The following is a 26,397-nucleotide window of genomic DNA, read 5'->3' as shown; positions in this document are numbered from 1 at the left end:
CTCCTTGTGAGAGGCTTTTTTTGTGTTTAAGCACGTCAACAAAAGTGAGCGATTCATGTTAAAATAAAAGAGAACAGTCCGTTAGCGACTGCAACATATCAGGGGGTATTACAATGACATTAGCAAACATTAAAACAATCGTGACCGATATGGATGGGACAGCTTTAACATCAAAAAAAGAATTGCACCCAATTACCTTAGCGGCCTTTAAACAATGGCAGGCACAAGGAGGTCAGTTGATTATGGCAACGGGACGACTCGATTTAGGTGCGCGTATTTATGCCTCACAAATGAACATCAGCTTGCCCGTTATTTCATGTAACGGTGCTTTAATCCGTGACTGGACAACTGGCGAGGTGTTATTTAAAAACGCAATACCGCTTGAAACGATGCAAAAAACAGTTGCGATTGCGCAAAAACATCAGGTTCCTTATCACATTTATACAACAGAACGTTTACTTAGTCCGGCATTATACGGCACGATGGAACGTTATGTCAAAATTAATGCGGAAGCTAAAACAGAGGATGAAAAAACACCGTATACGATTACACCAGATATTTTAGGTGCCTTACATGAAGATGAGGCGATGTTGAAAATGCTCGTTATTATTGAAGATGAGGCGTTGCTTGAAACAGTGCGAACTGAATTCTTAGCACTAGGTGTTGAAACGGTTATTTCGGGCAGTAACTTATTAGATGTGATGGTCGGTAACAGTACAAAGGGAGCTGCAGTGCAATGGCTAGCAGAGCATGGCTACTTAGAGCTCGAAACGACATTAACGTGTGGGGATAATGAGAATGACATGTCAATGTTACAAGCAACACCTGAAAGCTTAGCAATGTGTAATGCAAAACCAGTTGTTAAAGCGGTTGCTAAACATATTTCAACGGTTGATAGTGACGAAGGTGGCGTCGGTCAATTTATTCAAGCGCATTTACTTGCTTAAACCAATGATACATATTGTCTTGTTTCGGAATGATTTACGCTTGGATCATCAACCAGCCTTACAAGCTGCCTTAGATGCTCGAGAAACACATGATCAAATAGTGCTGTTGTTTCATTTGAATCCCTCGCAGTTTGCTCCAAAAACTGCACGACATGATTATTTCTTTAAAACATTGAACTGGTTTCAGACTGAATGTCAGCAGATAGCACCGTTGCATTTTATTGCTGGTGAACTGAGTGCTGCGTTTACGTCTTTGTTAGCGACGCTTGGAACTAATGTGACGTTTTACTTTAATAGGCAATTGTCTGGTGAGCGTTTGCGTCGTGATCAGCAATTAATAGCGTTGTTGGAAGACAAGCAGATCCCTTACCAACAGTTTTTAGACGGCCATTTACATGGCGTGGCGGAAGTGAAAAAAGCAGACGGCTCATCCTATCGAGTATTTACACCTTACTATCGTCAATGGCTAGCATTAGAAAAGCCGAGTTGGCATCGTATTCGCTGTGAGCAGTCGTGTTCTCCTCAGTATGAAGGGGCATGCTTCGATGAAGGCAGACGCGTTTTTGCAGGCTTGCTTACACAGTTAAGGGCTCAGCAATGGGATGAAACGATTGGTGTCACAGCTGCACGTCAACAGTTAGAGCAATTTATTGCCGGTCCGTTAGCGACGTATGACTACGACCGTGATTTTCCTGCCCGTGCAGGCACGAGTCGGATGTCGCCTTATTTAAAGTATGGTGTCCTCTCAATAGTGGAAGTGTATCGTCGTGTCGTCACAAGCGAGCAACGAGGACAGGCGACTTACATTAAAGAGTTGGCTTGGCGTGATTTTTATCAGATGATTGCGTGTGAAAATCCCACGATACAAACGGAAGCATTAACGCCTCAATACCGTGCGCTCGAATGGGAGGTTAATCCAGCGGGATTTAATGCTTGGTGTAAGGGCGAAACCGGTTATCCATTAGTTGACGCGGCGATGAAACAATTGAATGCCACTGGCTGGATGCACAATCGCCTGCGGATGGTGGTGTCCTCGTTCTTAGTGAAAGATCTCGGGATTGATTGGCGCGAAGGTGAGCGCTATTTTGCGGAGAAACTAATTGATTATGATCGTGCTTCAAATGCAGGTGGTTGGCAGTGGGCTGCCTCAACGGGTGTTGATGCTGTGCCGTACTTCCGTGTGTTTAATCCAACGGTCCAAAGCAAGCGATTTGATCCGGATGGTGCGTTCATTCGCCGTTGGTTACCTGAACTTGTATTGGCAAAGTCCAAAGAAATTCATGAACCGCAGAAGTATGGACTTACTTATCTTGCGCCAATCGTTGACCACCAAACTGCACGATTGGCTGCAATCGAACGTTTTAAGCGAATAAAAAATAAAACTGACGGTTAGCTGATGCAACTAGAAGATAGAGCAGTATTTCTATTCAGTCTGATTATCAGTAGTCAGAGTTCGTTGACTTATTTTCACAGAAAAGGAAGTTTCATTCGACTTTGTCTACAGTCGGGCACTAAGCATTATTAAATGCTTAGTTTTTTTATGCGACGAACGAGTGTAAACGTTTCGAGTTTGAGCAGTGTTTGACAGCCTTGTTCTAACTTAGTTATAATAAATAATGATAGTTTTTTTAAAATATAACAGAAGAATATGTACGAACAAGACGTAGGGGAATCAGTGACAGACTAAAGATGTGGGGGCGTAGGATATGGGATTATTTGGCAGATGGAAGAAACAGTTTAAAAAACAGGAATCACCGCTACAACAAGAACAACTGAAAGACGACGTAGTCGAGCAAAAGGTACAACCGACGGCCGATGCATTATATGCAAAGGGACTACAACTGCAAGTTGACGGTCAACAAACAGCTGCAAACGAAGCGTTTACTGCTGCCATCGGATTAAGCGATGTGAAAAATGTGTCTCGTTTTGGCATAGGGGTCCTTCATGAGCAACAGGGTGAATGGGAATTAGCAATCGCCGCTTATAAAGAAAAATTAACGGAGACTCACAACGATTCGCACTTATATTATCAGTTAGGTATTTTACTAAAAAAATTGAATCGACCAACAGAGGCGATTCCTTATATTGAACACGCACTCGAAGGAGAAAAGGTCTTTTCGGGTTGGTATTATAATTTAGCGCGCTGTTTTGAAGATATCGCTAATTATGAGCAAGCGGCGGTTAATTACCAACAGACTGTTTCACGACAACAAGTACATCGTCCTGAAATATACCGACGATTGGCTTTTTGCCTAGCTCAAACAGGAGCAGAAAAGGCGGCTTTAGCAAAATATCGTGAGGCAGATTTATACCGTATTCCGAGTAATATGTCAGAGAAATCCTACCAAAAAGCAATCGCTGATGTATCTGTTAAATATGCAATGTGCTATGAGTTTTACGAAGAATTAAACGATAAAATGGTGTTTTATGAGAGCATGAGTGGGTCGAGCATGATGGGTAATCCAGGTGGGGTTTTTGATTATACATTTAGAGATGAAGACTTTAGTGACTACATACACATATGGGTTATTAATGACTTTGAAGCCATCCCACAACACTATCGTAAGCAGGCGAATATTATTTTCGTGAAGCGTAATTCAGATGCTTATTTACGATACATTACCACCGCAAAATACCTAATTTGTGATTCGGTCTTTGCACAATATGTTGTACGTAAACCTGGTCAAAAGTACTTACACACCACGCACGGTATCTTTTACAAAACAGTGGGACGCCAAAGTGCCAACAAAGAAGTCGGTGTTGCAATCAGTACACGAAATTATTTACAAGCGACCCACTTAATTGTTCCAAATCAATTTATGGTCGAACAACAGGAATATGCCTATTCAATTAAAGGCATTCGTTCGGCAAAAGTTGCAATTGCGGGCTATCCCCGGATTGATATTACACTGAAACAGGATGATACCGTCAAACGAGCTATTTTAGAACGTTTGAAAATCAATAATGGGAAAGCCAATGTATTATATGCACCGACTTGGCGTGGAACGTCTAAAGACAATCACTTTGATGTCGATAAGTTAGTAAGTGACTTAGAGGCTCTAGCACGAATTGATGCCAATATTTTATTTAGAGGGCATCCAATTACACGATCGGTTTTAAAAATGGTCAAAATGCCGGACAATATTATTATGCCACCAGGTGATATTTCAACGAATTTACTGATGAGTACAATGGATGTATTAATCTCAGATTATTCAAGTGTGTTCTTTGATTTTATACCGACAGAAAAACCAATCGTGCATTATTTATACGATGTTGACGAGTATCGCAGCGCCCGTGGTTTAAATTTAAGTGAGGAAGAATTACCTGGTTTTATTGCGAAAACGACTGAAGAGCTCGTGGCAGCGGTTGAACGAGGGATTGTTGATCAAACCCCAAGTCCGCGTTATTTGGCAGCAAAAGCACGTTTTTGTCCACTTGATAAGGGCCGTTCAGGTGAAGCTGTTGCCCTCTGGTTTTTCAAAGATGATAGTCGCGAAGTTGAGCTTGTTGCAAACAAAGAATATCGTCAAAAAGATTTATATTTAGGTGGTTTATTGAGCGATACAACGGTCTTGCCGAGTTTTGTTAAGGGGACGAAAGAACGCCAAGCGAATAACCATCTTGTGACTGCGATGATGAGAGGTGGCGTCTTAAAAGATAGCGCTAAAAAAGCGAGTATTGTTTCATTAGGCAACGACGTTAACTTCGTACCGTACGGACCAACGATGCCGAAAACTTTAGCTGAAATAATGGCGATTCGTGAGTTCGAAAAGACGCAACAATTTAGTACCGAGCAATCAAAAAAACATTATCAAAAAGCTTATCAACGAGAATGGCGCCGCTTATTTGGTGATACTGTGTTTGATGAGGTAATTAACTTGGAAAAAGACTCGCCCTTTTGGAGCGGGGTGTTTGAACAGCAGATACGAAAATAAGGGAAACATAGCATCGTAGGGATAAGCTATGGAAGGGGAGATTTTCTTGTTACCAAAAATGACTAGTTTTGGTGCTTGTGTCAGTCGAGATTTATTTAAGAGTTCAATCGTGAGGGATTACAAAGATTTCTTTGCATTTTCAAATGATCAGTATCATATGTCTGTCGTGTCTTTAATGTCACAACCGTTATCAGAGGAATTATTGGGGAAAATTCCAGCAGAGCTTGAAGGCAAGGTTAATCCCTTTGTGAAAAAGTGTTTTAAAGAGGATTTAACCAAGGTGTTTTTGCGAAAAATCGCGACGAATGAGCAGGATTACTTACTGTTAGATTTTTATATGGATACGTATTATGGTGTGATTGAACTGCAGGATGGCAGCTATGTGTCTGGGAAACAATGGCAGTATCAAAAAATCGACTTTTATAATAAGGTTGTCAAACAAGAGGTCAAGGCGGCTATTAATCCATTAACGGATAGAGCAGGCTATCTTGTACTTTGGAAAGATAGCATTGATCGCTTTATGGCTTATATTAAGCAAGAATCACCAGAAACAACCATTATCTTAAACACTAAAAAATTCACCAATCGTTATTTCAACTCAGACACAAAAAGTTTTGAAGACTTATCTGTTGTCATCAAAGATAAGAAAAGAACAGCGGCAACGATAGAACGCATGAATGATATTTGGACGGAGATGGATACATACCTCCTCACGAGGTATCCGGAAGTGAAGGCGTTACGGTTTGATGAAGAGCGTTATTACAGTAGTGCTGAAAATGAATGGGGACCGTTTTACCTCCATTTTAATCAGGCATTTTATGATGATGCCCAACAACAATTAATTAAGTTAGTGATGGAAGAACGAGGCTATTTCAAATTGGAAGAAGTGTTACCAGGAGGTATCTGTAAAAAAGTTGGTGATGATGTCCAGTCATTTGCTGATGTTCGTGAATGGGGGGATTACTACATTCCAATGCATCAATATGAGCAGATGATCGATAAGCCGACAAGAGATGCAGCGGGTTACTTCCTCAAAAATCATCCGCAATCCGCAAGTGGTTACTTTATTCAAGAACTGACAAGGGCATCGTTGAAAACGAACATTGAATCGTATCGTCGTATTGTGACTCGTTTTGGCCAGAGCAATTGGAATAAAACTGACTTGGGTGATGAAGTAATTTATTTGGATGGCACCATTGATTTGAAAGCGATTAATACAACTGGCGAGTATTATATGAGTGATAAGGTAACTCGGACAATCGAAGATCATCCAACAAAAAATAGTGGCTGGTTTTTAACCGTATCAAAACGAACGGGTGATAGTTGTATGCAAGAGTTGACGAAAAAAACACAGATTGATGAAAACATGCAACGTTATTACCGCATTTTAAACTTCAAAGAAAACACCGCTACAAAGTGGAATGCAATTGGTGAACCAAAAGCAACGCGAGAGCATAGCAAAAAAAGCTGGCGAAGCAGACTAACGGCGAAATGGAAAGCCTAACTGCTACGTTTAACTGATATAGCACGTCGGCGCATTTATTAGCGATAAGTGCCGCGACGTGTTTTTTTTGTGGTGGTGTGAAACGCGTGTGAATATGATAAGATAGGGAGAGACTTTGGCATCCATTAATAGCCAAAAAAAATCGAAGTAGGTGGAAACAATGAAATCGCTTATTCTAGCAGAAAAACCGTCTGTTGCCCGCGATATTGCACGGGTAATGGGTGCGACAAACGCAAGTCGTCAATCAATTGAAGGACCAAAATATATTGTTACTTGGGCGTTAGGCCATTTGGTAACGAATGCACAGCCAGAGCAATACGATAATAAATATAAAGAATGGGATTTAGCGGTACTGCCAATTATTCCCAATCAAATGAAAACAGTTGTCATTAAACAAACAAGTAGTCAATTCAACGCGGTTAAACGTCTAATCGAACGCGATGATGTGAATGAGGTTATTATTGCGACCGATGCTGGGCGTGAAGGTGAACTAGTGGCACGTCTGATTTTAGAAAAATGTAAATTGAAAAATAAAACGATTAAACGACTCTGGATTTCTTCCGTGACCAATCAAGCAATTAAACAAGGATTTAATAACCTCCGTGACGCGAAGGCCTTTGAACCATTGTATCAAGCAGCACTTGCACGGTCAGAAGCGGATTGGTTAGTTGGGATCAATGCAACCCGTGCCTTAACTAAAAAGTATGATGCGCAACTGTCATGTGGTCGCGTGCAAACACCGACATTGGCAATGATTGCGCATCGTCAGGATCAAATTAACCGTTTTAAATCCACACCTTTTTATGGATTGGATTTAACGGTTGAAGGCACTCATTTCAAGTGGTATAACGGTCAACAAACAAGTGTTAAAGATGAGGCGACCGTTAAGCAATTAGCACAACAACTCAAAGGGAAACCGGTCAAAATAACAGCTGTTAAAAATAGCGAAAAGAAACAATATGCGGGTGCCTTATATGATTTAACAACCTTGCAACAAGATGCATATAAGCGCTTTAAATATTCAGCGAAAGAAACGTTAAAAATCATGCAATCGCTCTATGAAACGCATAAGGTATTAACCTATCCACGAACGGATTCACGCTTTATTTCAAAAGATGTGGTACCAACCTTAAAAGAACGGTTAACGGCTGCCCGTAAATCGAAGTTTGGCGAGCAGGTCAAAGCCGTCTTACGTGAACCACTTAAGGTGAATCAAAGCTTTGTGAACGATGCGAAGGTATCTGATCATCATGCCATTATTCCAACCGAAGAAGCCCCTAATTACTTGAAAATGGGTTCACGTGAATTGGCCATCTATAATTTAGTTGTTGAAAAATTTGTGAGTGTTCTATTACCAGCTCACGTCTATACAGAGCAGGTAATTGAAGCTGAGATTGACGGCAATGTTTTCAAAGCGAAACAGCAGATTGTGACAGAGCTAGGTTTTAAGGCCTTGTATGAAACAAAAGGAAACGCTAAAGCGTTACCGTTTAAACAAGGTGAGCGTTATTCGGCTGCTAAACTGTCGCTTTCTGAGGGACACACAACAGCGCCAGCCTATTTAAATGAAGGTACCTTATTGAAGGCGATGGAAAACCCGACGACAATCTTCCAAATTGAAGATTCTCAGAAAGCGAAAACGTTGAAAGAAACCGGTGGGATTGGAACTGTCGCAACGCGGGCTGATATTATTGAAAAACTGTATGCGATGAACGTTGTTGAACAAGTTAATGGTGGCTTGCGTGTCACAATGAAGGGGCGTCAATTACTTGATCTCGCACCTCAAAAATTAAAAACACCAGATTTAACAGCTGATTGGGAAACAAAGTTAGCGCAGATTGAAAAAGGGAAGTATTCAAAAGGGCAATTTATTACCGAGATGAAAAATTACACACAACAAGTGATTAGCGATATTAAGAAAAGTGAAAAGAAATATAAACATGATAATTTAACGGCGACGAAATGTCCAACCTGTGATAAGTTTATGCTCGATGTGAAAACGAAACAAGGGAAGATGCTCGTTTGTTCAGATCCACAATGTGGTACAAAGAAAAACGTGGTACGGACGACCAATGCGCGATGTCCTGAATGTAAGAAGAAATTACAACTACGAGGCAAAGGTTCAACTGCAGTCTACTCTTGTGTTTGTGGTCATCGTGAAAGTCAAGAAGCGATGGATAAACGATTTGAGAAACACAAAAAAGGTCGTGTATCGAAAGGCGATGTCGCCAAATACATGAAAAAACAACGGCAGGATGATGAACCGTTTAATAACCCGTTAGCAGAAGCACTTGCTAAGTTGAAGTTAAACGATTAGGAGGAAGAAAATGAACGACAATATTGAACGCCAACGTCGTAAAGATGAACATATTTATTTTGCGGTGTCGCAACATAATACGAAATTACAGTCACAGTTCGATGAATTAGAACTGATTAATGATGCGATTCCAATGGTAAATTTAGCCGATGTTGATTTAGCTGGTGAAGTGGCGGGGTTAGCGTTTGAAACCCCTCTTTATATTAATGCAATGACTGGTGGAAGCCCTCATACTGAGAAATTAAATGGACAATTAGCTGAAGTAGCGGCAGCGACAGGACTGATGATGGCAGTTGGTTCGATGCATTCAGCAATTCGTGACCCTAAACTGGCTTCAAGTTATAGCATTGTCCGTAAAAATCATCCAGAGGGTGTATTGTTTGCTAATATTAGCGCGGATTTATCACCGATACAGGCACAGCAGGCTATTGATATTTTAGCAGCCGATGCCTTACAAATTCACGTGAATGTTGCCCAAGAACTCGTGATGAAAGAAGGGTCACGTGACTTTGATCATTGGTTAGAAAACATTGCGGCGATTAAAGAGCATGTTAATGTTCCTGTGATTGTGAAAGAAGTGGGCTTCGGTTTAGCTCGAAAAACAATCATGCGCTTACGCGATATCAATGTCGATATTATTGACCTAGCAGGTAAAGGTGGGACTGACTTTGCCCGCATCGAAAATGCGCGTCGACGTGATGGAAAATGGGATTATTTTAACGACTGGGGTCAAACAACTGCACAGTCTTTGATTGCGATTCAGTCGCCAAATTATGTGAATATGCCGTACTTTGCCTCTGGTGGCGTACGTCACCCGCTGGATGCGATTAAATGTTTAGCACTTGGGGCAGAAGCAGTCGGGATTGCCGGTGTGATTTTAGCTTATCTAAAAGAACATGATGTGGAGGCGACGATCGAGTGGGTTGAAGAATGGAAACTACAAATGAAAATGATTGCGGTAATGGTGAATGCCCGTAATTTATCTAAGTTACGAAAAGTACCAATTGTCGCATATGGTCGCCTCAAAGAATGGGGCGAGTTACGTGGGGTTAAAATGGAACAACTGGCCCAACGCTTAATGTAACTGGAGGAAGGAAAGTTCTTTTGGCTCCGTTTAATTCTGACACAGCTTGGAACTTTCTTTACAGCCTTTATTTCCCGTCGCAATCATTTTTCTGAAAGTTGAAAACTTCTGGTTGATGTAACTGGAGAAACGAAAGTGAAATCAACCTGTTAGAAGCAAACAACTGAGAAGACAAGGAAGTTTGATACGACTTTGATTACAAGCTGACTTGAACGAAAAGAAACGTTGTTATATCCTCTCGTATTTAAATCCTAAACTTGGTTGATTTCAAAAATAACGCATCGACGGGAAATAGTCGAGACGTTATTTTCTCCAATCACTGCCGTTTAGAACGGCTTTAAATTCTTTTGTTCTAGGAAACACGAGCCTTAGAGGTGAGTGTACAGATGGTACTCGACTCCGAGAAGGCGAGGCATTGACGACCTGGAACAGCGTTTATCTTCAGTCTGAAACACCCATCAGTAACGCTGATGGGTGTTTGTGTTTTGTGGGCCGCTTTAAGTCAGTGGTCTTAATCAAATGTTCGTTTTAAAAAGCTATCAAAAGGGTAGCCAACGGATCGGCCCAACGAAAATGACAATGAGGATAACTTTCTTCCAACAAATCGGTCATGATTCGAACATCGGCGGTATCTAAGCCAGTTAGTTTTTCGTAGTCAAACGGTGTAATAAAATAAGTCGTCACTAAGTGGTCATCGTGCACTTGTAACGGCTGTGGACGCGCGGTGAAAAATCGTCCTTGCCAAGTAAAAACAATCTCATTGTCAACTGTTTGATAACTGTACCACTCGCGCTTTTGCGACGCAATAAAGAGTTGGCGACTGTCACTTTTGAGATATTTTATGAGCAGCCAACTGCAAAAAAACAATAGTAAAACCGTTGTGAGCAGGAGTAAGCCGTTCATCACTTCACCTCTCTTCGTAAGTCAGCTGTTTCTAGAGTTAGTCAGCGACTTAATCACCTTCATTGTAACTGATAATAACACTAATTAAAAATAATAAGATGTGCTATAATTAAAGCATTGTATTCAACTAAAAGGACGTGTAATCAATGGAAAAAATAACATCAATTAAAAATGACCGCATTAAAAAATGGCGTAAACTGGCAACAAAAAAAGGTCGCGAAGCCAGTGGGAGTTACTTGGTCGAAGGTATTCATTTGATAGAAGAAGCCATTTTCGCTAAACAAACAATTAAAGCATTAATCGTCCGAGAAGACACAAAAATCCCAACAAACTGGAACGTCGATATGTTAGCTAAATTCAGTGTTACACCTCAGGTAGCCGATGCGCTTGCAGAAACGAATTCAACGCAGGGGATTTTTGCTGAAATTGAGATGATTGAAAGTCACTCTAACATCGATGATATGAACTTTGTACTAATTATGGACGAGGTACAAGATCCAGGGAACATCGGTACGATTATTCGCACAGCGGATGCGGCCGGTTATGATACGGTCGTCCTTGGTAAGGGTAGTGGCGATATGTACAACCCAAAAGTCGTCCGTGCAACGCAGGGCAGTCTTTATCATATTAATGTTTTGGCAGGGGTTGACTTAACGACTTTCATCCCAGCAATCCAAGCAGCTGAAATCCCTGTTTTTGGTGCCTTACTTGATGCCAAAGCAAAACGTCATTATCAAATCGAACCACTTGAACGTGTTGCACTTGTTGTCGGAAATGAAGCCCAAGGTATTAATCCAGAAGTGATGGCGTTACTCGATGAAAAAATCTATATTCCCATTTATGGGAAATCAGAATCATTAAATGTCGGTGTTGCGACGGGTATTTTAGCGTATCACTTAGCAGACCATAACGATAGAGAGCAGGGATAACTATGAAAACAAGAGGATTTGAAATCATTCCAACGGAACATCGTAAATTTAAAGCAGCACAAATTACACTGCCCGTTCGTGCAGATGCCCGTTCAGCTGGTTATGATTTTAGTGCAAATGAAACAGCTGTTATCGCACCCGGAGCACAACATCTTTTTTGGACAGACGTCTGTGCCTACATGCTCGATGACGAAGTACTTGAAATGTATGTGCGATCGTCGATTGGTATTAAACGTCATCTTACGCTCGCAAATACGGTTGGGATTATTGATGCTTCATACTATGCCAATGCTGGTAATTATGGCAACATTGGTATTTGTCTCGTGAATCATTCCGCTGAAGCGGTAACGATTGAAGCGGGTGAACGAATTGCCCAAGGTATTTTTAAAAAATACTTTGTTGCCGATAACGATCTGACCTTAAACGAGCAACGTAATGGTGGCATCGGTAGTTCAGGTCTATAAGTTTTACACTACTTACAAAAAACAAGTGATGTAGATTTAGATAGTGGCTAACATTACGACTGGGTGCTATAATATAGTAAAATAGAGAGACGAGGTGAATGTAACGATGATTACTTCAGAAAAATTATGCCCAAGGTTTGAAGAAGCTTATCAATTAATTGGTAAACGTTGGACCGGACTCATCATTGAAGTGTTACTTAACGCAGACTGCCGTCGTTTTAAAGAAATTTCAGAACTCATTCCGAACATGAGTGATCGTGTTCTAGCTGAACGGTTAAAAGAACTTGAAGCAAAAGGAATAGTTGAACGTAAAGTTTATCCAGAAACACCGGTACGGATTGAATATGTTTTGACGCAAAAAGGTAAGGATTTACAAAAAGCGACCAAAGATATTCATGAATGGGCCGAAAAATGGATTGAAATTCCACAGACAACAGTTGAAAATAACGGTTAAACACCGTATAATTAAGACACAGTTAAATAAACAGACTATGAAAGAGCATAAGGTGTGTGTGAAAGATGACAGGAAGGAGTAGCAAGACTGAGACTACTCTCATACAGCAACACACAAGCCGTTCAACTCTGGAGTCGCTAACGGGACCACAGCATGTGTAAAGTTAGCCGGTTGTCTATCAACAGCCGTTATCTTAATGAAGTGAAAGGGCCTTCTGCTCTTTTATTAGGGTGGTACCGCGCTGAACCTCGTCCCTTTTTGGAGACGGGGTTTTTTATTTTGTCCACAGGTTCAAACAATTAAAGGAGGATTACGATGAGTATTGATAAATTAAGAAGTTTAAAAGAAGAAGTCATTGTTGCGATTACAAACGTTGTTGATTTAGGTCAGTTAAACGATGTCCGCGTAAAATTTTTAGGTAAAAAAGGACCGATGACTGAAATTATGAAAGGGATGGGTAAGCTCTCAAACGAAGAACGTCCGTTGATGGGAAAAGTTGCTAATGAAGTACGCGAAGCGATTAATGCGGCAATGGAAGAAAAACATCAAGCACTCGAGTCCGCTAAAATCGAAGCACAATTGGCACATGAAAGCATTGATGTCACTTTGCCAAGTCGTGCCGTTCAAACAGGCACAACGCATCTTTTAACACAGGTCGTTGAGCAACTCGAAGACCTCTTTATTGGGATGGGCTACAGTGTTGTAGAAGGCCCAGAAGTTGAACAAGATCACTATAACTTTGAAATGCTAAACTTACCAAAGGATCATCCAGCGCGCGACATGCAAGATACATTCTATATTACTGATGAAGTTCTTTTGCGTACACATACATCACCAGTCCAAGCCCGTACCATGGAAAAACATGATTTTTCCACTGGACCAATTAAAATTGTTTGTCCTGGTAAAGTGTATCGCCGAGACAGCGATGATGCGACCCATTCACATCAGTTCACACAAATTGAAGGGTTAGTGATTGATAAACATGTCACAATGGCTGATTTAAAAGGTACATTGACAGCCTTTGCTAAAAAGATGTTCGGTGAAGAACGTGAAATCCGTTTACGCCCATCGTTTTTCCCATTCACAGAACCATCAGTTGAAATGGATATCTCATGTTTCAAATGTGGTGGCGCTGGCTGTAACGTCTGCAAAGGAACCGGTTGGATTGAAGTATTAGGTGCCGGTATGGTACATCCGAACGTATTAGAAATGGCAGGAATTGATTCGTCAATTTATGGTGGTTTTGCCTTTGGGATGGGACCAGACCGGATTGCAATGTTGAAATATGGCGTTGATGATATTCGTCATTTCTACACGAATGATGTCCGCTTTTTACAACAATTCAAAGTGAAAGACTAAGGAGGAAACATACATGTTTGTATCATATAAATGGTTAAAAGAATACTTACCCAACTTAAATCAAGAAGCGAAAGCCTTAGGTGAAGTCATTTCCCGTACTGGTATTGAAGTCGAAGATGTGTTTAGTTTTGCTGACGGTTTAAAAAAAAATCGTTGTTGGTCATGTTATCACTTGTGAGCAACATCCTAATGCTGAAAAATTGCATAAATTAACAATTGATGTCGGTGAAACAGACTTAGCTGAAATTGTCTGCGGGGCGCCAAACGTGGCTGTTGGTCAAGCTGTGATTGTGGCCTTACCGGGTGCTCGTTTACCAGGCGGCATTAAAATTAAAAAAGCTAAATTACGTGGTGAAGTCTCAAATGGGATGATTTGTGCCTTACAAGAACTAGGGTTCGACGGTAAGGTTGTGCCAAAGGCATATGCTGAAGGGATTTATGTCTTTGCTGACAAGCCAGCTCCTGGAACAGATGTTTTAGAATTACTTGCCTTAAATGATCCGATTTTAGATTTAGGGATTACACCAAACCGTTCAGATGCCTTGAGTATGCGAGGAGTTGCGTATGAAGTAGGCGCAATCATTGGCGAAAAACCGCTTGTTAACATTCCTGAAATTACTGCCGTAGCTGATCAAAAAACCGATGAATTACTATCGATTGCAGTTGCCGATACAACCGATGTTCCATATTACAGCATTGCAATCGCTGAAAACGTCGTCATTAAAGAATCACCACTCTGGTTACAACTGAAGTTGATGAAAGCGGGCATTCGTCCGCATAACAATGTTGTCGATATTACCAACTATATTTTGTTGACATACGGTCAACCGTTACATGCCTTTGATTTTGATACGTTAGCTGGCAATGATATTACGGTACGTCGAGCGCATGACGCCGAAAAATTGACAACCTTAGATGGATCAGAACGTCAATTAACAGCGACAAACCTAGTGATTACAAGCAATGAAACACCGATTGCGATTGCGGGTATCATGGGGGGATTAGACAGTGAAGTGACTGCTAAAACAACACGAGTAGCGCTTGAAACAGCTTTATTCCAACCAACAGTTACACGTTTGTCTGCGAAGGCTGTCGGTATCCGTAGCGAAGCTAGCATGCGGTATGAAAAAGGAATGGATTATTTTATTGCAGAGCAAGCTCGTCAGCATGCACTTGCCTTACTGGTTGAGTTAGCCGATGCGACCATCTTAGCTGAACCGTTAACACTTGATTATCGTGAAGCCTTTAATGTAACCTTGCCATTAGATGTTAAACGAGTTAACCATGTGTTAGGGACAGACATGACCGCAGCTGATGTAGCAACAAGTTTCAGTCGCCTCCAATTTGAAACAACAAATGAAGGCGATCGCTTTATGGTAAAAGTGCCATCGCGTCGTCCGGACATTTCAATTGAAGCGGATTTACTTGAAGAAGTTGGCCGTATTTATGGTTATGATAAATTACCATCAACGTTGCCAAAAGGCGAAGCAACACCAGGTAAATTAAGTTACAGCCAACAAAAAAACACGCGAAATGCGTCACTTACTCGAAGGTAATGGCTATTATCAAGCGATTACTTACGGGTTAGAAACAGCAGAGAAAGCGGGTTACTTAGCGTTAAAAGAAACAGCATTAACCAAATTAGCCATGCCAATGAGTGAAGAACGATCGCATTTACGTACGAGTTTAATTGCTGGTTTACTTGATGTTGTCGCATATAATGTTGCCCGTCGTCAATCAGACGTTGCCTTTTATGAAATTGCCCGTGTCTTTTATGGTAATGATACAGACCGTCCGACCGAAGAAGAACATTTAGCAGGTGCGGTGACTGGTCTAGCGGAATCAACACCATGGTTAAAACTTGCCCGTCCCGTTGATTTCTTTGATGTGAAAGGGATAATTGAAGCGATTGTTGCCTCACTTGGTTTAACAACAGCCTTACGGTTTGAAGCGACAAAACGTCCACAACTACACCCAGGCCGCGCAGCAGCAATCTTCTTAGGTGAGGATGAAATCGGTTTTGTGGGTCAATTACACCCATCAGAAGCAACACGACTAGATTTACCAGAAACGTATGTATTTGAGCTTAATCTTCAACAGTTATTAGCTGCTGATACGGTAGAAAAACAGTATTATGATATGCCACGTTTCCCTGAAAGTCACCGTGACATTGCGGTGTTAGTCGATAGCGAAATCAGCAATGCGACGTTAGAAACAATCATTCGTGATAATGGTGGCAGCTTGTTGAAACACATCGTCTTATTTGATGTCTTCGTCAATGAAAAAATGGGCGCTGATAAAAAATCGATGGCTTATAATTTAACTTATTTTGATCCAAGTCGCACGTTAACAGATGAAGAAGTTAGCGCATCTTACGATAAGATTGTGGCTGCCTTGGTGGCAATTGGTGCTGAAATTCGATAAGAGCATAAGGTTTTCCTTGTGAAAAAAGCGTCCCATCTGAGGGACGCTTTTTTTTCGTTGCAAAACAAAAACAGCGTCTCGATAGTAGTGCCGATACGCTGTTCTAAATGATTGTTGCATACTTCTAACGGGTTGCAGTCACTTTCGTTCCTCCAGTTCCATCAGCTAACTTCTGTGATATTTCAGCTAAAAGGCAGCGACGGCAAATAGTCGCAGACCTTTTCCCTTCCAATATCTTCGAAGTTGAACGAGCTGCTGTCACTTTTGTTCTTCCAGTTCCATCAGCTAACTTCTGGGATATTTCAGCTAAAAGGCAGCGACGGGAAATAGTCGCAGACCTTTTCCCTTCCAATATCTTCGAAGTTGAACGAGCTAGTGTCACTTTCGTTCCTCCAGTTCCATCAGCTAACTTCTGGGATATTTCAGCTAAAAGGCAGCGACGGCAAATAGTCGCAGACCTTTTCCCTTCCAATATCTTCGAAGTTGAACGAGCTGCTGTCACTTTTGTTCTTCCAGTTCCATCAACCAGAAACTTTCAACTTTCAGGAAAATGATTGCGACGGTGAATAATCGCTCACATTTCCCTTCCAAGTTGCTTACTTCTAACGGGTTGCAGTCACTTTCGTTCTTTATTCACCAAAAACAAGAACTCGTTCAGCAATTGGTGCAAATTCTTTATCGCCAGCAGGTGCTGCAATGTTTCCGATTGGCATTTGAGCAGTTAAGCGCCATTCAGCAGGAAGTTCCCAAGCAGCTTTTACTTCATCTTCAATTAGGTTAGAATAATGTTGTAATGAACCACCGATGTTTTCTTGAGCAAGAGCTGTCCAAACTGCAAAAGCAGCAATCCCAGCAGATTGTTCTGACCATAATGGGAAGTTATCTGCGTATAATGGAAAACCAGCTTGTAAGCCAGAGACAATGCTAGTGTCTTCAAAGAAAAGAACGGTCCCAACACCAGCGTTAAAGGAAGCAATTTTACCTTCAGTTGCAGCAAATGCTTCAGCAGGAGTTACTTTACGTAACGCTTCTAAAACGATTGCCCATAATTTAGCACTTTCGTCACCATATAATACAACCGCTTTAGTTGTTTGTGAGTTGAAAGCAGAAGGTGAGTGAGCAATAGCAGCTTGAATTGTTTCAGTAATTTGTGCGTTTGATAAGTTGGTGTTCGTATCCAATGCATAGATTGAACGACGTTTTTGAGATGCTTCTAAAAATAAGTTAGACATGTTAAGTAATCCCCTTTTTTATGTGATAGCGTTATCTACTTACAATAGTATAGCTCCTATCTTTTGATATGTAAAGTGAAAAAGTTAACTTTTTTGAAAAAGATATAAATCTGTCGTAAAAAGGCATTTAAGTTAATACAAAGGCAGAGAGACTGTTATAATAGACAAAGGAATTAAAGTAACAGCTCCACAGAAAGGAAGAAGGTAATGATTGTAACAATCGGAATCAGCCTGTTGCTGTTAATCGGTGTCTTTAATGGGATGCGCCAAGGGGCAGTGAAGTATATCTTGAAGTTTGTCGGCTTAATTGTCGTGTGGCTCATTGCCTATATGTACTATAAACCATTAGCACAACATCTAACGTTTATTACCTTTGATGTCTCAAACGAATCAGCCTTGTCATTTTTAAACAGTGAGGTTGTATTTTATAACGTCATTGCCTTTGCGATTATTTTTACCGTCAGCTCGATTGTCGTTAAAATTATAATTACTTTGATTAACGCAGTGACACAGTTACCCATCTTAAAACAATTAAATGGTCTTATCGGTGGTGTACTTGGCTTTGTTATCTTTTATGCCGTGATATTTATGGTGCTGAATTTTTCATTGCTCTTTTCAAGCGAAACGATTCAAACAGCCTATCAATCGTCACAATTAGCGCAATGGATGGTGACAGAAACCCCCTTATTATCCGATTATTTTTATCATTGGATGATACAATATAAGTAATTAAAATGGAACTATGGAAGGTGAGCACATGAATAAAAAGGTAGCAGCAGTACTCGAATTCGAAAAAATTAAACAGCGTCTAATTGAACAAGTTGTATCAAGCTTAGGCGAAAAACATATCCATGGCTTAAAGCCAGCAACGGACTTAACCGCCGTACAAGAACGGTTAGCTCAAACAGATGAGGCAGCCAAAGTGTTACGTTTACGTGGAGAAGCGCCTTTACAGGGCATCCATGACGTCACCTTTGCCCTGAAAAGACTTGAAATCGGTGCCGACTTAAATGGTACAGAACTGTATCAGGTTGCCCGCAACTTACAAGTTGCTCGTCTCTTTAAGGCGTTTATCATGCAATTCGAAACAAATGGGATTGAGATGCCTGCGTTAACGAAATTAGCAGAATCACTTGTCCCCTTGCTTGATATTGAAAAAGAAGTGCTAGAATCAATTGATGAAACGGGATATGTGATGGATGCAGCGAGTACAGAGTTGCGGGCGATTCGTTCAGCCTTGGTTCGCTCAGAAGGGTATGTACGCGAAAAATTGGAAGGTATCATCCGCTCACGTTCAGCGAGTAAAATGTTATCTGATGCCATCATAACAATACGTAACGACCGCTATGTTATTCCAGTCAAAATCGAATACAAAGGTCAGTTTGGTGGGATTGTACACGATCAATCTGCTTCGGGGCAAACACTCTTTATTGAACCGCAGGCCGTGGTTGATTTAAATAATGAGCGACGTGAACTTCAGGTGAAAGAACGACATGAAGTGGCTCGTATCCTAAAAGAATTATCGGTGGCAATTGAACCGTTTACGAATGAAATTAGCCATAATACACATCAATTAGGTGTGTTTGACTTTACCTTTGCAAAGGCTCGTTTAGGGAAACAAATGAACGCAGTGACACCGTTAATGAATGATCAACGTCGTGTTAACTTAATTGATGCCCGTCACCCGCTAATTAATCCGGCCGATATTGTCCCGAATGATATTTATGTCGGAGGCGATTTTGAGGCATTAATCATTACCGGACCGAATACCGGTGGTAAAACAATCACGCTCAAAACACTTGGTTTATTAGCGATGATGGCACAGTCTGGGTTGCAAATCCCCGCTGAAGTAGGGTCAGAGTTACCAATATACAGTCAAATTTTCGCCGATATTGGTGATGAACAGTCAATCGAACAATCACTCTCAACCTTTTCTTCTCATATGACGAACATCGTGCATATTTTTAAAGAAGTTGATGAAAATAGTCTCGTGTTATTCGATGAATTAGGTGCGGGAACAGATCCACAAGAAGGAGCGGCCTTAGCGATTGCTATTCTCGATGCGATGCACCAAACGGGGGCACAAATTATGGCAACGACGCATTATCCCGAACTAAAAGCGTTTGCCTATAACCGTAGCTATACAATGAATGCATCGGTTGAATTTGATGTAGAAACGTTAAAACCAACCTATCGTTTGCAAATCGGTATCCCTGGTCGCTCGAACGCGTTTGATATTTCGCAACGATTAGGCTTACCAGCCGATGTGATTGATAGTGCCCGCGGTCTTGTTGATGAAGAAAGTACCGACTTAAACAATATGATTTCAGAATTAGAAGACATGCGCCAACAAGCCGAAGTACGGTTTGAAGAAGCGGTGGAGACCGTGCATGAAGCAAGCGCGCTTCATAAACAATTGGAAGAAGCGCTTGTTTCTTATGAGACGAATAAAAATCGTCTGTTGGATCATGCCAATTCGAAGGCCAATGCGGTAATTATGAATGCGGAAGAAACAGCGGATAAAATCATTAAAGAATTACGCGAAATGCAGAGTATGCAACGCAGTCAGTTTAAAGAACATGAACTGATTGAACGGCGCCATCAACTGTCAGAAGCACGACCAAAAACACTCAAAAAAGGGCCGATTGTGAAACCGAAAGTTACCAATCATGTGTTAGCTGTCGGTGATACGGTTCGTGTTGAATCACTCGGGCAAAAAGGTGAGTTAATCAAACGAGTGGATAAGAAAAGTTGGCAGGTGCAAATGGGCCATATGAAGACAACCATTAAAGAAACGAATATGACCTATGTCACAACTGAAAAACCGCAAGAACAGCGCTTTTTAACGACAATTAAGCGTGAGAGTCATGTGAAAACAGAGTTGGATTTACGAGGTGCACGCTATGAAGATGCGGTTCATCGCTTGGACAAGTACTTAGACGAAGCATTACTAGCGGGCTATGCCCAAGTATCAATCATTCACGGAAAAGGAACAGGGGCGCTTAGACAGGGTGTACAAGACTATTTGAAGCAACATCGTCTCGTTAAAGGCTATCATCATGGTGCAGCAGCTGAAGGTGGTAATGGTATGACGGTTGTCGAACTTAAGTAAGCAGAAAAATAGACGATGCGTCAGTTTCGGTGCTATACTAATGCAATGAATAAAGGATCTATTCACATAACAATGAGCTTGTGTTGAACAAGCGTTAAATAAAGGGAGGAAATAACAATGAGTAATGTACAAGAAGTAACAGATGCAACATTTGCAACAGAAACAAAAGACGGTTTAGTATTAGTGGATTTTTGGGCACCTTGGTGTGGACCGTGTCGTATGGTTGCGCCTGTACTAGATGAAATCAGCGAAGAACTCGGAGAAAAAGTTAAAATCGTCAAAGTAAATGTCGATGATAATCAAGCAACATCAAAAGAATTTGGTGTTATGAGTATCCCAACATTAATCATTAAAAAAGATAACGAAGTGAAAGAAACAATTATTGGCTACCGTCCAAAAGAAGAGTTAGACGAAGCAATTGCCAAATATTTATAGGAATTAAACTGGAATCAAATGCTAAGAAGTCTCAAACCGAAACGGATATTTCCGTTTCGGTTTTTTTTATATGAAACGAATTCAAAAAGTGGCGATATATATTTAAAAGCGATATAATTTAATGTGTGATAGCGCTTACAAGGTGTTGTTACATCAAACTAAAAGGGGTGGCAAAATGTCAGATAAAAAACTACAGTTTTATATCAATGGGGCGTTTGAAGACGGAACAGACTTTGATGAGGTGTTAGATCCATCAACCAATAAGGTGTTATCATTGGTACCACGTGCAACACAAGCACAGGTCGATCGTGCGATTGCAGCAGCTAAAGCGGCACAAGATGAGTGGGAAGCATTACCTGCAATTGAACGTGCCGGTTATTTGAAGAAAATCGCTAATAAAATCCGTGAAAAAGCACACGTATTCATTGAATTGATTAAAACTGAAGGTGGAAAAGTACAGGGGTTAGCTGAGACCGAAGTGTATTTCACAGCTGATTACCTTGATTATATGGCAGAATGGGCACGACGATATGAGGGTGAAATTATCCAAAGTGATCGTCCAAATGAAAATATCTTTTTATTCAAGCGTGCGATTGGTGTCACGACTGGTATTTTACCTTGGAACTTTCCGTTCTTTTTAATTGCCCGAAAAATGGCACCTGCACTTGTAACAGGGAACACAATCGTTGTAAAACCTTCAACACTCACACCAGAAAATGCGTACGAATTCGCTAAACTTGTTGATGAAGTCGGCTTGCCTAAAGGTGTCTTCAATTTAGTAACAGGTGGAGGTGCAACCGTCGGTAATCGTTTAGCCAGTCATCCCGATGTTGGCATGGTTAGCATTACCGGTAGTGTGTCTGCGGGGCAAAAAGTGATGGAAGCTGCAGCTGAAAACATTACGAAAGTATCGCTTGAACTAGGTGGCAAGGCGCCCGCCATTGTGATGCCTGATGCCGATTTAGACTTGGCAGCAAAAGCAATTGTTGATTCCCGTGTTATTAATACGGGACAAGTGTGTAACTGTGCAGAACGTGTGTATGTACATGCCGATATCCAAGAAGTATTTATACAAAAATTAGTCAATCTGATGAGTGCTGTTAAATATGGCAACACAAGTGAAATTAGTGATTTGCATATGGGCCCATTAATTGATGCGAAGTCTGTTGATAGTGTTGAAGCGAAGGTGAAAAAAGCGCAAGAACAAGGTGGACGTGTTGTTCTTGGTGGTAAACGTGTAGCCGGTGAAGGGAATTTCTTTGAACCGACGGTTATTGTCGATGTAACAAATGAAATGGCAATCATCCAAGAAGAGGTTTTTGGTCCAGTTTTACCAATTGTAGTGTTCACATCTTTAGAAGAAGTGATTGGCTTAGCGAATGACAGTGAGTTTGGTCTAACGTCATCTGTTTATACGTCAAACTTGAATACGGCTTTTAAGGTTGTTCGAGGCCTTAAATTTGGCGAAACATATATTAATCGTGAAAATTTTGAAGCAATGCAAGGCTTTCATGCGGGCTTTCGTAAATCAGGTATCGGTGGTGCCGATGGTAAACATGGCCTAGAAGAATATTTGCAAACACAGGTTGTCTATTTAGAAACGAATTAAAAGATAGTAAAATAATAAAAAAAAGCCAGCCACTGAAGATAAACGCTCTTCTAGCTTGTCAATGTCTTGCTTCTCGGAGTCGGGTACCACTTGTTCACGCATCTCGAAGGCTCGTTTTTCCTACAACAAAAGTGAAATCAGCTCGTTCAACTTTAAAGATATTGGAATGGAAAAGAATAGCGACTGTTTACCGTCGCTGCCATTTATCTGAAAGGTAACAGCTTCTAGGTGATGTAACTAGAGAATATAACAGCATTTCTATTCCGCCTTATCATCTCGTCAACAAAGTCACTGTAATAGCATGTCAAAGAAAATGAAGTTTATTTAGACTTTGTTTACAATTTAAAGCCAGCGACTGTAAGACGTCGCTGGCTTTTTTAGTCAAAAAACGTTGAAGTTTTTGAGAGTTGGTACTAGTAAGTAGCTGCCACAGGTTATCTGTCTAATTTAGAGGGCTTATATGAGCTTGTGTACAATCAATTTAAAGTTACTATTTTTCTTAGTGATAAGAATCAATAAACGGTGTAAGTTCATTTTTTAAGTAACGGTACCATTTTCGCATCGTTGAAATAGAAATGTTATACCGTTGCGCAATCGTGTTTTGCGTTTCTGATGTACCAAAATTAAAGGGTGGTTGCTGCAACAAGTATGTCAAAGCAGCAGCAACTGAATTAATTTGAGCATTTTGCAACTCTGGTGCTGTGGTCATTTGCAAGAAAACCTCACCAAGTAAATGCCGGGCAACATGTTGTTGCTCAGGTGACTTGTACCGTACAAATTCATTTTCGAGAACAAGCATAATTTCTTGTTTATGCATGGCAGTATCAAGAAAGGTGCCCATATCCAATTGTTTATTTTCTAAGTAAAAGTCATGTGTAAAGGCAATGTTGAAAAATAACTGTTGCTGTTTAGTGAAATCTTGCTGCCAATTTGTTTCTTTATGATTGAGGAGGGAAAAAATAAGTCGTTCTTCTTTTTCTCCGAGAGTGATGGTATTTTCTAAGGCATAATAATGTGTATTTTCACGCACAAGCGTCACATAAAAGAGTTGGTCAAGTTGCTCACTACTATACGTATCTAATCCTTTGAGTGTGCGATGGTTAACGAAGTACTCTTGCGCATTCAGATGGTTGTGTAAGAGCCAATTATTTTGCGGTGTCCGTTCAAGGACATCAAATAAGCTGACTACACTATCATCAAACCAATGAACGACACGGTTGATTTGATAATCAGGAATCGATAAGCCACTAACGATTTGTTCATAAATTGTTTGTCCCATGTGATGTTCACTAAAATAACTTGCAAGTAGTGAGGGCAGTAAAGGATTTAAAGTTTCGTCCGAAAACGGTTCTAAAAAATCGGTATACGTGAGAAAATCATCATCTTGTTCAATGTAATGCTTAATATACGTTTCACAAATCGTGCGCCAGACAGTTTGGCGATCAATCGGGGCAGATGTTTTAAATGAGAGCTTGTCTCTCATAAGTAAATCCTCTTTTCTATTTCTATATTTGTCTATATTATCTAACAGTCTGAGGTTAGTTGCAAGTTTATCTCATTATCTTCGAACAAAGGTTGCTGCATTTCGCAAAGTTGCGAGTAGCTGACCAACTCAGTTATACTGAAGATGTATAAGGAGTGTAGCGAATGAATGATTTAATTAAACATAAACTCGAAATATTACCTGACTTCCCTGGTTGCTATTTAATGAAAGATAGTAATGGCACGATTATTTATGTCGGGAAAGCTAAAATTCTCAAAAATCGTGTGCGTTCTTACTTTACCGGTTCACACAATGGTAAAACACAACGATTGGTAGCGGATATTGTTGATTTTGAATACATCGTAACACGATCTGATGTTGAAGCGCTGTTACTTGAAATTAATCTGATAAAAAAACATGACCCGAAATATAATATTATGTTAAAAGATGATAAGACCTATCCGTATCTTAAAATTACAAATGAACGTCATCCACGTTTAATCATTACCCGTAAATTGTTAAATGATAAGGGGAAATATTTTGGTCCTTATCCAAATGTGAGTGCCGCTAACGAAACGAAAAAAATCTTGGATAAACTATATCCACTCCGTAAATGTAAAGCGATTCCGGGGCGTCCCTGTTTGTATTATCATTTAGGACAATGCTTAGGCCCCTGTGTGAATAGCGTATCGGAAGCGACCTACAATGATATGATTGTTAAGATTGCCCAATTTTTAAACGGAGGTCACCAAAAGGTGGTCAAACAATTACAATTGAAAATGCAGGCAGCTGCTGAAAGATTGGAGTTTGAAAAGGCTGCCGAGTACCGTGACCAGATTGAAAGTATCGAATTGACGATTCAAAAACAAACGATGACGAGCAATGATTTCACAGACCGGGATGTATTTGGTTATGCGGTTGATAAAGGGTGGATGTGTGTGCAAGTGTTTTTTGTGCGACAAGGCAAGTTAATCGAACGTGACGTATCGTTGTTCCCGATTCATGATGAAGCGGCTGATGAATTTACTTCCTATATTGCGCAATTTTATAAACGGATGAATCATTTAGTGCCACAAGAAATTTTTTTGCCGGACTCAGTTGATAATCACTTAATTGAGGAATTATTAGAAGTGCCTTGTTTAGTACCTCAACGAGGGAGCAAAAAAGATTTGACGATTTTAGCTCATAAAAATGCAAGCATAGCCTTACAACAGAAATTCTCACTGATTGCCCGCAATGATGAGCGCACAATCGGTGCGGCGGAGCAACTTGGCGAAGCGCTAGCAATTCCAGTGCCACGTCTGATTGAAGCCTTCGATAATTCAAACATTCAAGGTGTCGATGCGGTTTCAGCGATGGTGTGTTTTGAAGATGGAAAACCTTCGCGTTCTAAATACCGTAAATATAAAATTAAAACGGTGACAGGTCCTGATGATTATGCAACGATGCAAGAAGTGATTCGTCGCCGTTATTGGCGCGTGTTAAAAGAGCAACTTCCAATGCCAGATCTCATCTTAATCGATGGTGGGAAAGGCCAGGTTGATATCGCAAAAGATGTTTTAAGCAATGAATTAGGCATTGATGTACCAGTGGCTGGTATGGCGAAAGATGCGAAACATAACACGAGCTACCTCGTATTTGGTGATCCGCTAGACGCCTTGTACTTAGATCCACGATCAGAAGCCTTCTATCTACTGCAACGTATTCAGGATGAGGTGCATCGTTTTGCGATTACCTTTCATCGTCAAGTGCATAGCAAAACGAGTTTTAGTTCGAAATTGGATGGGATTGAAGGTGTTGGACCGAAACGTAAACAAAAGCTGTTAAAACACTTCGGTTCCATTAAAAAAATGAGTGAGGCACCGCTATCTGAGTATACTAAAATTGGTATTCCGCAGGTGATTGCTGAACGCATACTAGAAAAATTAAAGTGAAATCACCCAAGTTTAGGATTTAAATACTAGAGGATATAACAACGTTTCTATTCAGTCTTATCATCTCGTAGACAAAGTCACTTGAACGAACGTTCAAAGTAAAACCGGTTTAATTCGGCTCTATGTCAAATAGTGTTGTTATTCAAAATTTAGTAAAATAAGTCATTTTTGCAGCTACCTTTTTTGGTAGCTGCTTTTTTTTGTAGTCATTCCTAATGTGAAGGACGCTTTCTGCGGGTGACGCTTCATCCTCCGCGCTCCGCTGTGGA

General features: G+C 40.6%; 19 protein-coding genes and 1 pseudogene. 16 read left to right on the top strand and 4 right to left on the bottom strand.

Translation table 11 applies throughout. The annotated features are described in order from the left end of the window. Positions 1-113 precede the first annotated feature (113 nt). The 6 genes from BCAMP_RS06995 (at position 114) to fni (ending at position 9,790) form a co-directional block, all read left to right on the top strand. Positions 114-947, top strand: a complete 834-nt coding sequence (locus BCAMP_RS06995) for a Cof-type HAD-IIB family hydrolase (protein WP_035314735.1) — start codon at positions 114-116, stop codon at positions 945-947. Continuing rightward, positions 871-2,340: a cryptochrome/photolyase family protein gene (locus BCAMP_RS06990; protein WP_198015737.1), complete on the top strand. Its 1,470-nt coding sequence runs from the start codon at positions 871-873 to the stop codon at positions 2,338-2,340. The genes BCAMP_RS06995 and BCAMP_RS06990 overlap by 77 nt, the downstream gene beginning before the upstream one ends. Positions 2,341-2,653: 313 nt before the next feature. Next, positions 2,654-4,885, top strand: coding sequence for a CDP-glycerol glycerophosphotransferase family protein (locus tag BCAMP_RS06985; RefSeq protein ID WP_035314733.1), 2,232 nt, complete (start codon positions 2,654-2,656; stop codon positions 4,883-4,885). 46 nt (positions 4,886-4,931) lie between these two features. Beyond that, positions 4,932-6,389 (top strand): DUF6270 domain-containing protein, encoded by a 1,458-nt coding sequence (locus BCAMP_RS06980; protein WP_035314732.1) that lies wholly within the window; start codon positions 4,932-4,934, stop codon positions 6,387-6,389. Positions 6,390-6,549: 160 nt separating this feature from the next. Beyond that, positions 6,550-8,706: a DNA topoisomerase III gene (locus BCAMP_RS06975; RefSeq protein WP_035314731.1), complete on the top strand. Its 2,157-nt coding sequence runs from the start codon at positions 6,550-6,552 to the stop codon at positions 8,704-8,706. Between the two features lie 10 nt (positions 8,707-8,716). Then, positions 8,717-9,790: a type 2 isopentenyl-diphosphate Delta-isomerase gene (fni, locus tag BCAMP_RS06970; protein WP_035314730.1), complete on the top strand. Its 1,074-nt coding sequence runs from the start codon at positions 8,717-8,719 to the stop codon at positions 9,788-9,790. A gap of 528 nt (positions 9,791-10,318) precedes the next feature. Here fni and BCAMP_RS06965 read toward each other — a convergent pair. Next, the gene (locus BCAMP_RS06965; RefSeq protein WP_035314728.1) at positions 10,319-10,693 is read right to left on the bottom strand and encodes a hypothetical protein; all 375 of its coding nucleotides are present in this window, start codon (positions 10,691-10,693) and stop codon (positions 10,319-10,321) included. 146 nt (positions 10,694-10,839) lie between these two features. Here BCAMP_RS06965 and BCAMP_RS06960 point away from each other — a divergent pair, with 146 nt between their 5' ends. The 5 genes and pseudogenes from BCAMP_RS06960 (at position 10,840) to pheT (ending at position 16,323) form a co-directional block, all read left to right on the top strand. Beyond that, the gene (locus tag BCAMP_RS06960; protein ID WP_035314726.1) at positions 10,840-11,622 is read left to right on the top strand and encodes a TrmH family RNA methyltransferase; all 783 of its coding nucleotides are present in this window, start codon (positions 10,840-10,842) and stop codon (positions 11,620-11,622) included. Positions 11,623-11,624: 2 nt separating this feature from the next. Beyond that, positions 11,625-12,086 carry a dCTP deaminase/dUTPase family protein gene (locus tag BCAMP_RS06955; RefSeq protein WP_035314724.1) on the top strand — a complete coding sequence of 154 codons (462 nt, stop codon included), beginning with the start codon at positions 11,625-11,627 and terminating at the stop codon, positions 12,084-12,086. Between the two features lie 106 nt (positions 12,087-12,192). Then, positions 12,193-12,540 carry a winged helix-turn-helix transcriptional regulator gene (locus tag BCAMP_RS06950; RefSeq protein WP_035314722.1) on the top strand — a complete coding sequence of 116 codons (348 nt, stop codon included), beginning with the start codon at positions 12,193-12,195 and terminating at the stop codon, positions 12,538-12,540. Between the two features lie 315 nt (positions 12,541-12,855). After that, positions 12,856-13,899 (top strand): phenylalanine--tRNA ligase subunit alpha, encoded by a 1,044-nt coding sequence (pheS, locus tag BCAMP_RS06945; RefSeq protein ID WP_035314721.1) that lies wholly within the window; start codon positions 12,856-12,858, stop codon positions 13,897-13,899. Positions 13,900-13,912: 13 nt separating this feature from the next. Further along, positions 13,913-16,323, top strand: a pseudogene (gene pheT / locus BCAMP_RS06940) (phenylalanine--tRNA ligase subunit beta). 124 nt (positions 16,324-16,447) lie between these two features. Here pheT and BCAMP_RS06935 read toward each other — a convergent pair. Together BCAMP_RS06935 and BCAMP_RS06930 are read right to left on the bottom strand one after the other, a co-directional pair. After that, positions 16,448-16,825 (bottom strand): hypothetical protein, encoded by a 378-nt coding sequence (locus BCAMP_RS06935; RefSeq protein WP_156921181.1) that lies wholly within the window; start codon positions 16,823-16,825, stop codon positions 16,448-16,450. A 127-nt stretch (positions 16,826-16,952) separates the two neighbouring features. Next, complete coding sequence (locus tag BCAMP_RS06930; RefSeq protein ID WP_035314717.1) at positions 16,953-17,555, bottom strand: nitroreductase family protein; 603 nt, start codon at positions 17,553-17,555, stop codon at positions 16,953-16,955. Between the two features lie 207 nt (positions 17,556-17,762). Here BCAMP_RS06930 and BCAMP_RS06925 point away from each other — a divergent pair, with 207 nt between their 5' ends. The 4 genes from BCAMP_RS06925 (at position 17,763) to aldA (ending at position 22,711) form a co-directional block, all read left to right on the top strand. Next, entirely contained in the window at positions 17,763-18,284 is a 522-nt protein-coding gene (locus tag BCAMP_RS06925; protein WP_035314715.1) for a CvpA family protein, read from the top strand. A 28-nt stretch (positions 18,285-18,312) separates the two neighbouring features. Then, complete coding sequence (locus BCAMP_RS06920; protein ID WP_035314713.1) at positions 18,313-20,667, top strand: endonuclease MutS2; 2,355 nt, start codon at positions 18,313-18,315, stop codon at positions 20,665-20,667. Between the two features lie 117 nt (positions 20,668-20,784). Further along, positions 20,785-21,102, top strand: coding sequence for a thioredoxin (gene trxA / locus BCAMP_RS06915; protein WP_035314711.1), 318 nt, complete (start codon positions 20,785-20,787; stop codon positions 21,100-21,102). 175 nt (positions 21,103-21,277) lie between these two features. Next, the gene (aldA, locus tag BCAMP_RS06910) at positions 21,278-22,711 is read left to right on the top strand and encodes an aldehyde dehydrogenase (RefSeq protein ID WP_035314709.1); all 1,434 of its coding nucleotides are present in this window, start codon (positions 21,278-21,280) and stop codon (positions 22,709-22,711) included. Positions 22,712-23,210: 499 nt separating this feature from the next. Here the strand turns inward: aldA and BCAMP_RS06905 are convergent, their stop codons facing one another. Continuing rightward, a complete protein-coding gene (locus BCAMP_RS06905) occupies positions 23,211-24,194 on the bottom strand; it encodes a hypothetical protein (RefSeq protein WP_035314708.1) in 984 nt (327 codons plus the stop codon). A 164-nt stretch (positions 24,195-24,358) separates the two neighbouring features. On the opposite strand from BCAMP_RS06905, the gene uvrC reads away from it, so the two are divergent. Next, positions 24,359-26,128 carry an excinuclease ABC subunit UvrC gene (gene uvrC / locus BCAMP_RS06900; RefSeq protein ID WP_035314707.1) on the top strand — a complete coding sequence of 590 codons (1,770 nt, stop codon included), beginning with the start codon at positions 24,359-24,361 and terminating at the stop codon, positions 26,126-26,128. The last annotated feature ends 269 nt before the right edge of the window (positions 26,129-26,397 follow it).

Origin of the sequence: Brochothrix campestris FSL F6-1037 (assembly GCF_000525915.1) — a bacterium.
Lineage (GTDB): Bacteria > Bacillota > Bacilli > Lactobacillales > Listeriaceae > Brochothrix > Brochothrix campestris.
Note: the sequence above shows the minus strand (reverse complement) of the source record. Positions and strands in the feature narration are given on the sequence as shown.